This is a genomic window from Bradyrhizobium sp. 956_D2_N1_4 (assembly GCF_052076025.1).
GTDB lineage: Bacteria > Pseudomonadota > Alphaproteobacteria > Rhizobiales > Xanthobacteraceae > Bradyrhizobium > Bradyrhizobium barranii.
The window spans coordinates 7,119,548-7,133,913 of record NZ_CP197237.1 but is presented as its reverse complement, the minus strand read 5'-3'; the positions used below and the strand labels follow the sequence as shown (position 1 = coordinate 7,133,913).

Annotated in this window: 14 protein-coding genes; 8 read left to right on the top strand and 6 right to left on the bottom strand. The window is 64.8% G+C overall.

What is annotated here, in order from left to right; translation table 11 throughout:
* Positions 1–4: 4 nt before the first annotated feature.
* Positions 5–1,150 carry an acyl-CoA dehydrogenase family protein gene (locus AB7535_RS33720; RefSeq protein WP_282520520.1) on the bottom strand — a complete coding sequence of 382 codons (1,146 nt, stop codon included), beginning with the start codon at positions 1,148–1,150 and terminating at the stop codon, positions 5–7.
* Between the two features lie 127 nt (positions 1,151–1,277).
* Here AB7535_RS33720 and AB7535_RS33715 point away from each other — a divergent pair, with 127 nt between their 5' ends.
* Positions 1,278–1,955, top strand: coding sequence for an alpha/beta hydrolase family protein (locus tag AB7535_RS33715; protein WP_354114186.1), 678 nt, complete (start codon positions 1,278–1,280; stop codon positions 1,953–1,955).
* A 3-nt stretch (positions 1,956–1,958) separates the two neighbouring features.
* Here the strand turns inward: AB7535_RS33715 and AB7535_RS33710 are convergent, their stop codons facing one another.
* Positions 1,959–2,933: a ketopantoate reductase family protein gene (locus tag AB7535_RS33710; protein ID WP_166353464.1), complete on the bottom strand. Its 975-nt coding sequence runs from the start codon at positions 2,931–2,933 to the stop codon at positions 1,959–1,961.
* A 159-nt stretch (positions 2,934–3,092) separates the two neighbouring features.
* On the opposite strand from AB7535_RS33710, the gene AB7535_RS33705 reads away from it, so the two are divergent.
* On the top strand, positions 3,093–3,890 hold the full coding sequence (locus tag AB7535_RS33705; RefSeq protein WP_354114187.1) for an enoyl-CoA hydratase-related protein: 798 nt from the start codon (positions 3,093–3,095) through the stop codon (positions 3,888–3,890).
* 17 nt (positions 3,891–3,907) lie between these two features.
* Here the strand turns inward: AB7535_RS33705 and AB7535_RS33700 are convergent, their stop codons facing one another.
* Both AB7535_RS33700 and AB7535_RS33695 read right to left on the bottom strand, forming a co-directional pair.
* The gene (locus tag AB7535_RS33700) at positions 3,908–4,462 is read right to left on the bottom strand and encodes an NADAR family protein (protein ID WP_354114188.1); all 555 of its coding nucleotides are present in this window, start codon (positions 4,460–4,462) and stop codon (positions 3,908–3,910) included.
* A gap of 40 nt (positions 4,463–4,502) precedes the next feature.
* Positions 4,503–4,751 (bottom strand): hypothetical protein, encoded by a 249-nt coding sequence (locus AB7535_RS33695; protein WP_354114189.1) that lies wholly within the window; start codon positions 4,749–4,751, stop codon positions 4,503–4,505.
* Between the two features lie 192 nt (positions 4,752–4,943).
* Between AB7535_RS33695 and AB7535_RS33690 the strand changes: the two genes are divergently transcribed.
* Positions 4,944–5,933, top strand: coding sequence for a TRAP transporter substrate-binding protein (locus tag AB7535_RS33690; protein ID WP_085398813.1), 990 nt, complete (start codon positions 4,944–4,946; stop codon positions 5,931–5,933).
* A gap of 17 nt (positions 5,934–5,950) precedes the next feature.
* The gene (locus tag AB7535_RS33685; RefSeq protein WP_354114190.1) at positions 5,951–7,987 is read left to right on the top strand and encodes a methyl-accepting chemotaxis protein; all 2,037 of its coding nucleotides are present in this window, start codon (positions 5,951–5,953) and stop codon (positions 7,985–7,987) included.
* A gap of 43 nt (positions 7,988–8,030) precedes the next feature.
* On the opposite strand, the gene AB7535_RS33680 is transcribed toward AB7535_RS33685, so the two are convergent.
* Positions 8,031–8,915 (bottom strand): LysR family transcriptional regulator, encoded by an 885-nt coding sequence (locus AB7535_RS33680; RefSeq protein WP_439037476.1) that lies wholly within the window; start codon positions 8,913–8,915, stop codon positions 8,031–8,033.
* 110 nt (positions 8,916–9,025) lie between these two features.
* On the opposite strand from AB7535_RS33680, the gene AB7535_RS33675 reads away from it, so the two are divergent.
* From AB7535_RS33675 to AB7535_RS33660, 4 genes are all read left to right on the top strand, one after another.
* Positions 9,026–10,393 carry an FAD-dependent oxidoreductase gene (locus AB7535_RS33675; RefSeq protein ID WP_354114192.1) on the top strand — a complete coding sequence of 456 codons (1,368 nt, stop codon included), beginning with the start codon at positions 9,026–9,028 and terminating at the stop codon, positions 10,391–10,393.
* Positions 10,394–10,438: 45 nt separating this feature from the next.
* Positions 10,439–11,443: an ABC transporter substrate-binding protein gene (locus tag AB7535_RS33670; RefSeq protein WP_354114193.1), complete on the top strand. Its 1,005-nt coding sequence runs from the start codon at positions 10,439–10,441 to the stop codon at positions 11,441–11,443.
* Between the two features lie 67 nt (positions 11,444–11,510).
* Positions 11,511–12,284, top strand: a complete 774-nt coding sequence (locus tag AB7535_RS33665) for an ABC transporter ATP-binding protein (protein WP_354114194.1) — start codon at positions 11,511–11,513, stop codon at positions 12,282–12,284.
* Positions 12,277–13,095: an ABC transporter permease gene (locus AB7535_RS33660; RefSeq protein ID WP_354114195.1), complete on the top strand. Its 819-nt coding sequence runs from the start codon at positions 12,277–12,279 to the stop codon at positions 13,093–13,095. Before AB7535_RS33665 ends, AB7535_RS33660 begins: the two co-directional genes overlap by 8 nt.
* A 115-nt stretch (positions 13,096–13,210) precedes the next feature.
* Here the strand turns inward: AB7535_RS33660 and gtdA are convergent, their stop codons facing one another.
* On the bottom strand, positions 13,211–14,251 hold the full coding sequence (gene gtdA, locus AB7535_RS33655; protein ID WP_354114196.1) for a gentisate 1,2-dioxygenase: 1,041 nt from the start codon (positions 14,249–14,251) through the stop codon (positions 13,211–13,213).
* Between the last annotated feature and the right edge of the window lie 115 nt (positions 14,252–14,366).

Here is a 14,366-nt window from a genome sequence, read left to right as displayed (position 1 = left end):
AGAGCTACAGCGACCTCGCGATCAGCAGCTTCATGATCTCGTTGGTGCCGCCATAGATCTTCTGGATGCGGGAATCGATGAAGATGCGGGAGATCGGGTATTCCTGCATGTAACCGTAGCCGCCGAACAGCTGGAGGCATTCGTCGGCGGTCTGGACCTGCTTGTCCGAGCACCAGTATTTCGCCATCGAGGCCGTGACGGTGTCGAGGTCCTTGGCGACGAGGCGCTCGATGCACCAGTCGACGAAGACGCGCGCGATCATCGCTTCGGTCTTGCGCTCGGCGAGCGTGAAGGCGGTGTTCTGGAAATCCATCAGCGGCTTGCCGAACGCCTTCCGCTCCTTGGTGTATTCGGTGGTGAGCTTGACCGCGCGCTCCATCGAGGCGACCGCGCCAACCGCAAGGGCGAGGCGCTCCTGCGGCAATTGCTGCATCAGCTGCACAAAACCCTGGCCTTCCTCCTTGCCGAGCAGGTTTTCCGGCGGCACCGTGACATTGTCGAAGAACAGTTCTGACGTGTCGGAGGCGTGCAGGCCGATCTTGTCGAGGTTGCGCCCGCGCTTGTAGCCCTCCGCGCCTGATGTCTCGACCACGATCAGCGAAATGCCCTTGGCACCCACATCGCCGGTGCGCGCGACCACGACGACGAGATCGGCAGCCTGGCCGTTGGTAATAAAAGTCTTCTGGCCGTTGATGACGTAGGAATTGCCCTGCTTTTTCGCGGTGGTCTTGACGGCCTGCAGGTCCGAGCCGGTGCCGGGCTCGGTCATGGCGATGGCACCGACCATCTCGCCGGAAGCCATCTTCGGCAGCCAGCGCTTCCTCTGCTCCTCCGAGCCGTAATTGAGGATGTAGTGCGCGACGATGGCGCTGTGCACGGAGACGCCGGTGGTCAGCTCCGGCACCGTGCTTTCGAGATCGTCGAGCACGGCGGCGTCATAGGCGAAGGTGGCGCCCAGGCCGCCATATTCCTCCGGCACGCTCGCCAGCAGCGCGCCCATCTCGCCGAGCCCGCGCCAGGCGAAGCGGTCGACCATCTTCTGCTCGCGCCATTTCTCGGCATGCGGCGCCAGATCCTTGGCCAGATATTTCCGGAACTGGTCGCGGAAGATTTCGAGCTCTTCGGTCATCCAGGAGGAGCGGTAGGACATGGTCACCTCGGTCAAGCGGCTTTCCGGCCTTGGTAGGCTGGTCGGCGGCGGCAATTATTGTGTTTTCAGGCTGCGCCTGTGACGCTACCAAGGCGGCCGGAAAACGCGTCTGTCGGGATGGCTGATTGTGGCGACCAAAACTCAAGAGCTCAAGCTCGACATCGAGCGCATCGGCACGGTCTCGGCGATCCTGACGCAGCCGGACAATGCGCGCGCCTGCTACGTCCTCGCGCACGGCGCCGGCGCAGGGATGCGCCATGCATCGATGGACAAGATTGCGGAGGGGCTCGCCGATCGTGGCATCGCAACGTTCCGCTTCAATTTTCCCTACATGGAAAACAAGCAGGGCCGTCCTGACCAGCCGGCGGTCGCCCACGCCACCATCCGCGCGGCAGTCGCGGACGCAGCGCGGCTCTGCCCCGGCTTGAAGCTCGTTGCCGGTGGAAAGTCGTTTGGCGGGCGCATGACCTCGCAGGCGCAGTCCAAGACGCCGCTGCCGGACGTCAAAGGGCTCGCCTTCCTCGGCTTTCCCCTGCACGCCGACAAAAAGCCGTCCACGGAGCGCGCCGAGCACCTGGCCCATGTCGAGATCCCGATGCTGTTCCTGCAAGGCACGCGCGACGGGCTTGCCGATCTGGGCCTCCTCAAGCCCGTGATCGCGCAGCTCGGCCCGAAGGCGACGCTGCACGAGGTCGCCGGCGGCGATCACTCCTTCGCGGTGCTGAAGAAGTCCGGCCGGACCAACGAAGAGGCGCTTACCGAGGTGCTCGATACGCTCGCGGCCTGGATCGATGAGCTCGCTTAAGGCTCAAGCGGAATAAAGCCCCTTGTCCCGCGCCTTCTGGATCGCGAGCGCGGCGATCAGGTCGAGCGTCGGCGTCGACAGGCCGGCGGTGCGGGCGAAGGCGGCGGGCGCCTTCACCAGCACGTCGATCTCCATGGCGCGGCCAAGCTCGTAATCCTGGAGCAGCGACGGCTTGTGGTTGGGGGCGGGGCCGCTGCGCGTCACGCGCTTGACCTCGGGGATGAAGTGCTGCGCGATGTCGTTGGCCTCGTTCAGCATGCGCGGAATGACCTCGGCAAAGGCCGGGTCGTCTCGCACGCCGCGCGCGGTCTGCCCGGTGAGCAGGCACAGCACCGACAGTGACATGTTGGTCAGGAGCTTTGACCAGATCGCCTCGCGGATCTCCGCCACCGGCGGCGATTCCAACCGTGCATCGTTGAGAACGCCGCGAAGCCTGGTAATGCGCTCGCAATTGCGGTCGTCGCATTCGCCGATCAGTAGGCGGTTGCGGTCCGGCGTCAGGTTCTGCACCACACCGGGCGCGGTCACCTCGTTGGAGGAGAAGACGACGCCGCCGACGATCCGCTCTTTCGGGATGCATGCGCGCAAGCGCCCGCCGGGGTCGAGGAAGGAAATGTCGGGCGGCGTCGGATGCCGCGGCGGCAGGCCGATGCCGTACCACCAGGGAATACCGTTCTGCGCAAAGACGATCGCGGTGTCGTCCTGGAGCAGCGGTTTTATGCTGGCGACCAGCCCCGTCAGCGCGGTCGCCTTGAGTGTGCTGATCACGACGTCCTGCGGGCCGAGCTGGGCCGCATCGCCGGAGGCGTTCACCTTGGCGGTGACCTCGGAATCGCCGACGCGCAGCTTCAGGCCATTGGCGCGGACCGCCTCCAGATGGGCGCCGCGCATCACGCACGAGACCTCGTGGCCGGCGCGGGCCAGCCTGACCGCAATATGGCTGCCGACGGCGCCCGCGCCGAAAATGCAGATGCGCATGGTGTGATGTCCCGTCCCTGATCCCTTGATGTCGCCCGGCAGCAGCATGACACAACCCGCCATGCGATGGACGCGGCTGCCCTACGCCGGAAAGATATGGATCGGGATGAGTTGCCTCAGCCATAGTGGGCGGCAAACAAGATGCCCGGAGGATCGCCGATGACTGCCAACCCCGTCCTGTGGACCCTCGATGAGCGTGGGGTTGCGACCGTCACGTTGAACCGGCCTGAAGTGAACAATGCCTATGACGGTGCATTGATCGCAGGCGTGCTCGCCGCCATGGACGATCTCGGCAGGAAGTCCAACCTGCGTGTCGTCGTGCTCCGGGGCAATGGCAAGCATTTCCAGGCCGGCGCCGACCTCAAATGGATCAACGGCGTGCGGCCGCAATCGCCTGAGGCGAACGAGGCGGCGTCGCGGGCGACCTTCGAGGCCGTGCAGCGGCTCAATACCCTGCCGATCCCGACCGTCGCGCTGGTGCAGGGCGGCTGTTTTGGCGGCGGCACCGGCGTGATTGCCGCCTGCGACGTCGTGATCGCGGCGGACAATGCGCTGTTCTCGATCACGGAGGTACGCTGGGGCCTGACCGCCGCGATCATCATCCCGCAGCTTTGCGATGCCATTAGTGTACGGCAAGTCCGCCGTTACGCGCTGACAGGCGAACGCTTCGGCGCCGAAGACGCCCGCCGCATCGGCCTCGTCCACGAGGTCGTCCCGCTCGCCGAGCTGGAGGCTGCCGGCGCCAAGGTGGTCGAGCAGCTCCTTGCCAACGGACCGGAGGCGATGGCCGAGACCAAGCGGCTCGCGCTGGAGAGCTCGTTCGGCGGGATGGCCGTGGACGATGCCGCGTACAAGCGGCTCGTGCGCCTGCATTCGGTCAAGCGTCAAAGTGCGGAGGCGGCGGAAGGGCTGGCGTCGTTCGCCGAGAAGCGGGCGGCGAATTGGGGTGGCGGCTAGGGGAAAGGGGGGCTCGCCTACCGTTTTGATCTCAGCAAGTGGCGAACTTTCATGAGCGCAAAACCCAGCAGATTCAGTCCGCGCCATTTGTGAGGCTCTCTTGCCCGCTTGTCGTCGGCAGCAAGACCGATGCCCCAAATCCTGTCGACAGGGCTGGCCTCCACAAGCACCGCATCGCCCGTCGCCAGCAGCCAGTCTTCAAGCTCGGCGTTTTGGCCGAACTTCGCAAAATTGCCGCGTACCGCCGTCTCGAAGCGATGTGCAATCCAACGCTCTTCATCAAAGCCGCGCACGGCCCGGCCAAGGCTCTTCGCCTCAGAGGGGCTGGACGAAGACAGAATGGCGGCGAGAGTCTCTTGATCCCCGAACAGCTCGGCCTTCCGGACCATCATGTAGTGTTCGGCGGTCGCGTATGTCCGAGCGTCAACGGAGAACGTTGCCGGCCACCACTGGCTGAGCACGTGCTTATCGATCCTTTGATCCTTCGGGGTATGCCCCCAAAATAGCAGAAATTCGGGAGCCCACCCGGAGTCGATTGCGCTCTTCAGGGCCCCAACGTCCTCAATTTGCATCGACGTTCCCTTCCGTCACTTCGGTCACAAGTCGCACCGTTCAGCAGCCGCGGCAGATGTTGTTGATGCTGCGATAGACGGCATCGTCGTCCTGCCGCATCTGGCGCATCGTTTCGAGCGTCTTGCTTTCCGCGCTGGGCTCCGGCTTGCGCTTGGCGGCCAGCGCGGCTTCCTGACGTTGGTAACACGCCTCGCGCTCCGGCTTGGCCTGGATGAACCGGCATTGCGCGACCTCGGCGCGGGCCGGGGCCGTACCGGCCATGATGCCGATCGCGATGGCGGCGGCCATTTGTATTCTTGATCCCATCGTCATTCCCTCGAACCACTCATTATCCCACAGCAATCCGATACCATCTGCATCTGTCCCAAATCTCGTCGGCGGCGGATCACAGCGAATCTCCGTAATTCCGCGGGGCCTTCCTTAAGGGTTCAATCATTCCCCGCCATTAGGGTTACGACAATTGTCACGTCATGGTGTCGAATGCACAGACAAGTTTTGGGACTTTGGAAAGCCGGATCGATTGTCGCCGCGGCGGCAGGGCTGCTGGTTCTGCAACCGGCTGCCGCTTCACCGCGATTGATCTCTCTGGCGTTCAATTCCCAGCTGGGGAGCCCGCAGCAAATCGGGGCCGATGAGTTTCGCCAGAAGCTGGTGGCATCGGCCGGCAAGCGCATCGTGATCGACGAGCGCGCCACCAACGCGCTCGGCAGCGAGAACGCCATCCTGGCGGCGACCCGGGCCGGCTCGGTCGATATGGCGGTGCTGTCGGGGTCTGTGGTCAGTTCGGTCGTCCCCGAACTTGGCGTGTTCGACATTCCCTTCCTGTTCCGCGACACAGCCCACGCGAAGGCCGTGGCGCAAGGTCCGGCCGGCGCGGCAATCGCCACTAAATTCGCCGACAAGGGGCTGACGCTGCTGGCGATCGGCCGACAGGGTTTCCGGAACGTCACGAATTCCAAACGGCCGGTTCGCACGCCCGAGGATATCAAGGGTCTCAAGATCCGCGTCATTCCGAACGAGATCTACCAGATGACGTTCAAGGCGCTCGGCGCCGAAGTGGTCCCGATGGAATTTCCGCTGGTCTACACCGCGCTGAAGGACGGCCGGCTCGATGGGCAGGAAAATCCGGTGCCGACCATCGCCGGCTCCCGGCTCTACGAAGTCCAGAAATACCTCACGCTGACCGGTCACTTCTTCGCGCCGATCGCGTTCGTCGCCAACCGTGCCATGTTCGAACAGCTTCCGCCGGCCGATCAGGCCATGCTGATCGCGCTGGCGAAGGAGGGAGCGGAGGCGACCTGGCAGGCGAAGCTCGATGCCGCGTCGCTCGAGCAAGTGCGTAGCGGCGGCATGGACGTCATCGAGACATTCGATCGCCAGCCGTTCGTCGACGCGGTCAAGCCGCTCGATCAGGAATTCGAGAAGCGGTTTGGCAAGGATCTGCTCGCCGCCATCCGTTCCACCCGTTGAAGAATTTCGGATTTGCCATGAAATTATCGCACATGATGTCCCGCGTCGGCGTTCGTCCGCGCGTGTTTGGCGGCTTCGCGCTGGTTCTCAGCTTTCTGGTCCTGCTCGCGGGCTTCGCCATGGTCCAGGTCGAGCGGATCGGCGGAACGGTCAATGAGCTCGTGACCAGCGCTGCCGGCGACGCCGGCATGTCACAGGCGCGGGCCGCGCTTCTGGAGGCGAACTCGGCGGTCGAGAAATTCATCCGAACCTGGAATGTCGGCGACAAGGATGCCGCGGCCAAGGCCATCGACGGCGTCGGCAAACTGGCCGATCAGGTCGACCGGCAGTTCGGCAAGCTGCAAGCGATCGCGGAAGGCATCGGCCCGGTCAAGACCGCGCTGGAAACCTATCGCTCGTCGTTCACCGCGGCAGCGGAGGCGGCGGATCGGCTGCGCGCCGCGACCACGAAAACCGACGCCCAGGGTGCAGCCGCCGGCCTCAATGTCAGCGGCATTCAAGTTGCGCTCGCCAACCGGTCCGAAGACGCGGAACGGCTGGTCAACCCGATGCGCCTGGCCGGCGTCGTTGACGCACTGCGGATCACCGTGATGCGCTATGGCTCCACTTTGTCGACGGGCGATGCCGACGACGCCAGGCAGGCGTTGTCCTATGCCCAGCTGGCGATCGCAGACACCGAGGCTGAGCTGGCGGGGGCGAACGACGCCAAACTGAAGGCGCTGGTCGCAGCGCTCAAGACTGCGATCACTGCCGACGCGGCCGCGCTGGACGAGGTCATCAAGGTGGCCGCCGATCTGCGCGCCAGGCAGGCCGAATTGAAGAAGGCCAGTGCGGCAATCGACGACCACGTCAACAAGATCAACGCGAAGCTCGGCACCGTGCGCGCCGAGCAGGGCGACAAGACCGCGGCAGCGGTCGATCAGACCAAGCAGACCGTCATCGCGACCGCGGCCGGCGCGCTGCTGCTGGGAGCGGTGCTGGCGTGGTTGATCGGCGCCAGCGTGTCCGGTCCGATTCGCAGCATGACCGACCGGATGCAATCGCTGGCGGCGGGCGAGCTCGATGAGCCGATCCCCGGCGGCGACTCGCGCGACGAAATCGGCCGCATGGCGCGCGCCGTCGAGGTGTTCCGCGAAAACGCGCTGGCGGTTCGCCGCATGGAAGGCGAGGCGACGGCACAGCGCGAAGCCAGCGAGGCCGACCGCGCCCGCATGATGTCGGATCTTGCCGGCCGCTTCGAGCAGGGCATGCAGGGAGTCATTTCCGGTGTCGGCGGTCGTGCCGACGACATGGGGCGCAGCGCCGAGGAGTTGGCAAAGGTCGCCGAACGCGGACGCGGGCTCGCCGAAGCGGTCGCAACCCGCGCCGAGCAGGCGTCGATGAATGTGCAGACCGTCGCCTCCGCCACCCAGCAACTCGCGGCCTCGATCCGTGAAATCTCGAGCCAGGTGCATCGCTCCGTCGCGGTCTCGAACAGGGCGACCGACGAGACCAACCGCACCTCCGAATTGATGCATGGGCTGTCGGATGCAGCTGAAAAGATCGGCACCATCATTCAGCTGATTCAGGCCATCGCCAGCCAGACCAATTTGCTGGCGCTGAACGCGACCATCGAAGCGGCGCGCGCCGGCGATGCCGGCCGGGGCTTCGCGATCGTCGCCAGCGAGGTCAAGAGTCTCGCCACCCAGACGGCGCAGGCGACCGAGCAGATCGCCAGCCAGATCGCGACCATCCAGAGTGCGACCGGCCAATCGGTTCAGGCGATCAGGCAGTTCGGCTCCACCGTCAAGGAAATGGCCGACATCGCCACTGCGATTGCCGCGGCGGTCGAAGAGCAGGGCGCGGCCACGGGCGAAATCGCGCGCAACGTCGAGGAGGCGGCCAACGGCACCACGGCGGTGACGCAGGAGATCGGTCAGGTGCGCGCCGTGGCGGGCGAGACCGACGCCGGCGCCGAAGCCGCCCTCACGGTCGCAGCCGCCCTCAAGCAGCAGGCGGATTCGATGAGGTCGAACGTCGACGATTTCCTCCACACCATCCGCTCGGCCGCCTGAACGCGGAGAAGCCGGCGACGTCACGGGGGCGAACGAGGCGGCCTTACAGCACCGGTAGCAGCGCGCTCTTCAATTCGCGCAAGAGAGCCTGCACCGCGGCGGCGTTGCGCCGCCGCTCGGGGATCGCGGCCTTGACCCACAGCTCGGGAATTGGAAAGTCGCGCAGCACCGGCTTGAGCGTACCGTCGCGCAGGGCATCCGCCACGAGATAATGAGAGATCAACGCGATGCCGTTGCCGGCGATCGCGCTGCGCGCCAGCACATGGCCCTCGTTGGAGGAGAGCAGCGGGCTGACCTGGATGCTGATGCGCCCCCGCGGGCCGTCGAAGATCCATTCCGGTCCCGTCGGCAGGAAGCTGAGGCAGCGATGGTCGACGAGGTCGCGCGGGTGCTTTGGCGTGCCGTGCTTCTTCAAATAGGCCGGTGAGGCGCAGAGCAGCCGTTTCAGCGGACACAGCGGCTCGTCGACCACACCGCCGAAGGAATGAGGGAAGGCGCCGATGGCGATGTCAAAGCCTTCGGTGACGGGATCGACCGGGCGGTCGATCAGCACGATCTCGAGTTTCAATCGCGGGTTCTGCGTCTGGAAGGCGCTGAAGGCGTCGGCAAGGCGCGCCACGGTGAGCGAGGTCGGCGCCTTGATGCGGAGGTGATCGACGAGATCGTGTCCCTTCTCGCCCATGCGCGAGAGCAGGTCGGTGGCATCGGCGACGACACTGCGGGCGCGATGCACATAGCGCTGGCCGGCTTCCGTCAGGCGCAATTGCCGGGTCGAGCGATGGAACAGCGGCGCGCCGATCCGCGCCTCCAGTTGCGTGACGCGCTTGGCCACGACCGAGGTCGAGACATTGAGCTTGCGCGCGGCGGCAGAGAATCCGGCCGTATCCGCCGTGGCGAGGAAAGCCTGAAGGTTCACCAGGGTGTCCATGTCGACCTTTCTCGATTTGAGAAAGCTGATCGCGTATTTTGGTGGATTGTAGCTCGCCCTGCGTTAATTCATAGTCGGCTTCAAGCAAGAGATTTTGGGAGCGGACGCGCATGCGGGCCATGATGATCGAAGAACCGGCACGCCAGGTGCCGCTCTACGGCGAATACGAAGTCGTCGTTCTCGGCGGCGGCCCCGCCGGCATCGTGGCGGCGGCGTCAGCGGCGCGCGCGGGACGAAAGGCGCTGCTGATCGAGCGCTACGGCTTCCTTGGCGGCATGGGCACGGCTGCCGGCGTCACCAATTTCTGCGGCCTGCATGGCAATGTCTACGGCCAGGCCCATCGGTTGGTGCAGGGCATGGCGTCCGATCTGCTGGCGCGGATCGATCATTTGAACGGCCTCAACGCGCCGCATTTGATCCTCGGCAAGGTTTTCGCCCAGGCCTATGACACCGCGGCCTACAAGATCGCGGCCGACGAGCTGCTCGCAAGCCACAAGGTGCACATCCTCTTCCATGCGCTCGGTGCCGGCGTCATGATGGGCGATAACAGCCGCATCGATGCGCTGATGGTCGAGACCAAGGCCGGACGGCAGGCCGTCCGCGCCGAGATCTTCATCGACTGCTCCGGCGACGGCGACCTCGCGGTCTGGGCCGGGGCGCCCTTCGAGCTCGGTGACGAGCACGGCCATCCGATGTACCCATCGATGATGCTCCGCCTCAACGGCATCGATCCCGAGAAGGCTGGCGATGCCTGGCGCACCATCCCGCAATTGATGGAGAAGGCGATCGCCGCCGGCACCCACACATTCCCGCGCAAGAGTGCGATCGTGCGGCCGCAGAAATCAGGCATCGAATGGCGGGTGAATTTCACGCAAGTGGCGCGCGAGGATGGCCACGCCATCAACGGCATCGAGCCCGACGACCTCACCCGCGGCGAGATCGAGGGCCGCAAGCAGGCGCTGGCCGCATTCGAGTTCCTGCGCAGCACCGTGCCGGGTTTTGAAAAATCCTACATCGTCGATTTGCCGCCGCAGCTCGGCATCCGCGAGACCCGTCGCATCAAGGGCGGCTACCAGCTCAGCGGCGAGGACGTGCTCGGCTGTGCCTCGTTCGCGGATTCCATCGGCGTCAATGGCTGGCCGATCGAGGCCCATGTTCCCGGCGACGTGGTCTTCACGTTCCCGCCAATCCCGGAATCGCGCGGCTACAACGAGCTGCCTTACCGGATGCTGGTGCCCGAAGGCGTCGACAATCTCCTCGTCGCCGGCCGCTGCGCCTCGATGACCCATGAGGGCCAGTCGGCGGCGCGGGTTTCCGGTGCCTGTTTCGTGATGGGGGAGGCCGCCGGTTCCGCCGCGGCGCTCGCGCTCGCAGGAAACCGCATCCCGCGCGACATCCCCATTGAAAAATTGCAGGAAACGTTGAAACAACAGGGCGCCTTCGTTGGGCGGGACCAGCCCGTGCCTGAAGGTTTGTGACGGTTGTAACATTACGACCGAGAGAACGACGACGGAGGACACGGGATGATCGGGATTGCGCGGCTCGCACTGGCTGGCCTGATGGCGATCACAGCGATGGGCACGGCCCGGGCCGAAGACGCGCTGAAGGCCAGGGTCGGCGTGCTCCGCCTGTCGTCGTCCGCGCCCGTCTTCATTGCGCAGGACAAGGGATATTTCCGCGAGGCCGGTCTCGACGTCGAGCTGAAGTTCTTCGATGCGGCGCAGCCGATCGCGGTGGCGACCACATCGGGCGACATCGATTTCGGCGTCACCGCCTTCACGGCGGGTCTCTACAATCTCGCCGGCAAAGGCACGCTGAAAGTGATCGGCGGCATGAGCCGCGAGAAGGCCGGTTATCCCCTGATCGGCTATTTTGCTAGCAACAACGCCTATGCCGCCGGGCTGAAGACGCCGAAGGACCTCGCGGGGAAGCGCGTAGCCGTGACGCAGGTTGGCTCGTCCTTTCACTATTCGCTGGGGCTGCTCGCCGACAAATACGGCTTCAAGCTCGTCGACGTGAAGATCGTGCCGCTGCAATCGCTGTCGAACGCGGCGGCCGCCCTGAAGGGCGAAACCGTGGATGCGGCGCTGCTGCCGATCTCCACCGCGCGAAGGCTGATGGACGAGGGCGGCGCGAAGTTTTTGGGTTGGGTCGGCGACGAGACGCCGTGGCAGCTCGGCGCGGTGTTCGCTTCGCCGAAGACGCTGACCAACAAGGTGCTGGTGACGAAATTTCTCGGCGTACTCGCGAAAGCCGATCGCGAATATCACGACGTCATCCTCGCCGCCATGAAGGACGGCGTCGCGCCCATCAACGACAAGACCAGGCCGCTGCTGGAGATCATCGCAAAATACACCAATTTGCCGGTCGAGCAGGTGGTCGGCAATTGCGCCTATATCGATCCCGACGGCAAGCTGGACGTCAAGAACGTCGACAACCAGATCAAATGGCTCCAGGAGCAGGGTTTTGCCGACAAGGGCTTTGATGTGAACACGATCATTGCCAAGGATTTTGTGAAGGCGGACTAAACCTTCGTCATTCCGGGGCTGGTCCTTCGGACCATCCCGGAACGACGGAACAGACGACAGAGATAGAATGGACCTGATCGCCAACCACATCAGCCATCGCTTCGGTGACCTCGCCGTGCTCGACGACGTTTCCTTCACCGTCGGTGCCGGCGAAGTGGTGGCGATCGTCGGGCCTTCGGGATGTGGCAAAAGCACGCTGCTGTCGATTCTCGGCGGGCTGTTGCAGCCGACCTCGGGCGCGCCGGAGCTGCGCGGGACTCCGCAGGCGGACAGCCTCAATCCGCTGACCTTCGTATTCCAGGATTTCGCGCTGCTGCCCTGGGCGACGGTGGAGGAGAATGTCGAATTCCCGCTGCTGCATACCCAGCTCTCGGCCGTGCAGCGCCGCGCGCTGGTCGACGACGCCTTGCGCCGCACCGGCTTGACCGATTTTCGCACAACCTATCCGAAGCAGCTTTCCGGCGGCATGCGCCAGCGCGTCGGCATTTCGCGCGCGCTTGCGGTCAAGCCCGCCATCCTGCTGATGGACGAGCCGCTCTCGGCGCTGGATTCGCAAACCCGCGAATTGCTGATGGAAGACTTCGTCCGCCTGCTCGCCGATGGCGGCATGGGCGCGGTCTATGTCACCCACAATCTCGAGGAAGCGGCGCGGCTCGCCGACCGCATCGTGGTGCTGTCGCGGCGGCCGGGCCGTATTCGCGAGGTCGTGACCGTACCGATGACGCGCACCGAGCGCGGCGAGATCGCTGCGCGTGAAAAGCTGCTGGCGCTTCAGAACCAGATCTGGTCGCTGATCCGCAACGAGGCGATCGACGCCGAGCGCGAGGTCCAGCATGCTTGATCGCGCGGGGATGTCTACTAAGGACGACACGACGCGGCGCGTCCGTTTTCGCGGCGCCGGCTTCGTGCCCGCCAGCAGCCGCTTCGGCGGCTGGATCGCGCTCGCCCTCGTCATCGCGATCTGGCAGGCGGCCGGCAGCGCCGGGCTGGTCAATCCGCTGTTCCTGCCGGCGCCGGCTGCGATCGCACGGGCGATCTACGAGCTCGCGATGTCAGGCGCGCTCTGGCAGCATCTGTCGGCCTCGATCCTGCGCATCGGCGTCGGCTGGGTGCTGGGAACGGCGGCCGGCGTCGCGGTCGGCTTCGCCATCGGCCTGTCGCGGCTTGCGCGCAGCGTCGGCATCACCTTCATCTCGGCGCTGTTCCCGATCCCGAAGATCGCACTGCTGCCGTTGCTCATTCTCTGGCTCGGCATCGGCGAAGAGCCGAAGATCGCGACCATTGCGCTCGGCGTGTTCTTCTCGACCGCAATCTCGGTCTATAGCGGCGTCGACGCGGTGCCGCGCAACCTCATCCGCATGGCGCAGAGTTTCAACGTCCCCTTCGCCACCATCGTGCGCAAGGTGATCTGGCCGGGCGCGCTACCCGCCATCCTCGCGGGCTTCCGCATCACCGCGTCCGTCGCGCTGCTGCTCGTCGTCAGTGCCGAGATGATCGGCGCCCAGTACGGCATCGGCGCCTTTGTGCTTCAGGCCGGCAATCTGATGCAGACGGACCAGCTGCTCGCGGGCGTGGTGATCCTGTCGGTGTTCGGGCTTGTGGTGGGGAAGGTGATCGGCTGGCTGGAGATCAAATTATTGCACTGGCGGTGAGGCATACTCTCGTCATTGCGAGGAGCGAAGCGACGAAGCAATCCAGACTGTCTCCGCAGAAAGATTCTGGATTGCTTCGCTTCGCTCGCAATGACGATGTGGCTAGCAGCGTCGCCTACGCGTTCCCGCGATCTTCCCGAAACAGATCCAGCTTCTGCTGCACCGGGCGATCCGAGAAGCTGAACAGCACGGCGTCGTCTTCGACCTCGTGGGTCACCCACTGCCAGCTCGGCACCACGAACAGATCGCGCGGGCCCCATTCGAAAACGGCATCGCCAATCCGACTGCGTCCCTTGCCCTCGATCGGACAGAACACCGTCGCATCGGTCGCGCGATAGCGTGCCGTCTTGAAACCCTTCGGCAGCAACTGGATGAAGGTGCCGATCGTCGGCATTGCGAAATCGCCGGTCTCGGGGTTGCTGAATTTCAGCTTCAATCCGTGACAGGCGTCCCACTCCTGGCTCGCGCGTGCCTTCTCCAGCGCCTCGCGGGTGTAGGCATAGGGATAGCTGAAGATCGGTGAGGTCTTGGACGATCGCTTCGCGTCGACCGGCAGCAAATTGTGGCCGTAGCGCGCAAAGCTGTCGCCGGCAGGCCTTGTGATCCTCTGCTGGTCTTCCTTGGAGCCTTCCGCAAAGGAGCAGTCGAAGAACTGCACCAGCGGGATGTCGAGGCCGTCGAGCCAGAACATCGGCTGGTCGGTCTCGTTGGAATGGTCGTGCCAGGTCATCGACGGCGTGATGATGAAATCGCCGGGCTCCATCGCGGTGCGCTCGCCGTCGACCGCGGTGTGGGCGCCCTTGCCTTCGAGCACGAAGCGCAGCGCCGACTGGCTGTGCCGGTGTGCGGGCGCGACGTCGCCGGGCACCACCATCTGCACGCCGGCATAGAGCGAGGTCGTGATTTTCGACTGGCCGCGCAGGCCGGGGTTCTCCAGCACCAGCACGCGCCGCTCGGCTTCCTTGGCCGTGATCAGCTTGCCTGCTTCCGTCATGTAGTCGCGGATGACGTCGAATTTCCACAGATGCGGGCGGCAGGCGCTCTTCGGCTCCGGCGTGATCAAATCGCTCATCACCGTCCACAGCGCGGTGAGGTTTTCGCCATCGATCTTCTTGTAGAAGGCCTCGCGTTCCGGCGTCTTGGTCACGGCTTCCATGGTGCGGCTCCCGTTCGTTTTGTTGATTGACAGTATACTGACGATCTAGGTAGCGTCAACGTAATGGACGACATACAAGGTCGTCATTCCGGGCTCTCGCTTCGCGAGCCCCGGA

Excerpts from the sequence above, each read along its gene's own strand:
- AB7535_RS33720 (WP_282520520.1), bottom strand. The coding sequence starts at position 1,150 with ATGTCCTACCGCTCCTCCTGGATGACCGAAGAGCTCGAAATCTTCCGC.
- AB7535_RS33710 (WP_166353464.1), bottom strand. The coding sequence starts at position 2,933 with ATGCGCATCTGCATTTTCGGCGCGGGCGCCGTCGGCAGCCATATTGCG.
- AB7535_RS33705 (WP_354114187.1), top strand. The coding sequence starts at position 3,093 with ATGACTGCCAACCCCGTCCTGTGGACCCTCGATGAGCGTGGGGTTGCG.
- AB7535_RS33700 (WP_354114188.1), bottom strand. The coding sequence starts at position 4,462 with ATGCAAATTGAGGACGTTGGGGCCCTGAAGAGCGCAATCGACTCCGGG.
- AB7535_RS33695 (WP_354114189.1), bottom strand. The coding sequence starts at position 4,751 with ATGGCCGCCGCCATCGCGATCGGCATCATGGCCGGTACGGCCCCGGCC.
- AB7535_RS33690 (WP_085398813.1), top strand. The coding sequence starts at position 4,944 with ATGCACAGACAAGTTTTGGGACTTTGGAAAGCCGGATCGATTGTCGCC.
- AB7535_RS33685 (WP_354114190.1), top strand. The coding sequence starts at position 5,951 with ATGAAATTATCGCACATGATGTCCCGCGTCGGCGTTCGTCCGCGCGTG.
- AB7535_RS33680 (WP_439037476.1), bottom strand. The coding sequence starts at position 8,915 with ATGGACACCCTGGTGAACCTTCAGGCTTTCCTCGCCACGGCGGATACG.
- AB7535_RS33675 (WP_354114192.1), top strand. The coding sequence starts at position 9,026 with ATGCGGGCCATGATGATCGAAGAACCGGCACGCCAGGTGCCGCTCTAC.
- AB7535_RS33670 (WP_354114193.1), top strand. The coding sequence starts at position 10,439 with ATGATCGGGATTGCGCGGCTCGCACTGGCTGGCCTGATGGCGATCACA.
- AB7535_RS33665 (WP_354114194.1), top strand. The coding sequence starts at position 11,511 with ATGGACCTGATCGCCAACCACATCAGCCATCGCTTCGGTGACCTCGCC.
- AB7535_RS33660 (WP_354114195.1), top strand. The coding sequence starts at position 12,277 with ATGCTTGATCGCGCGGGGATGTCTACTAAGGACGACACGACGCGGCGC.
- gtdA (WP_354114196.1), bottom strand. The coding sequence starts at position 14,251 with ATGGAAGCCGTGACCAAGACGCCGGAACGCGAGGCCTTCTACAAGAAG.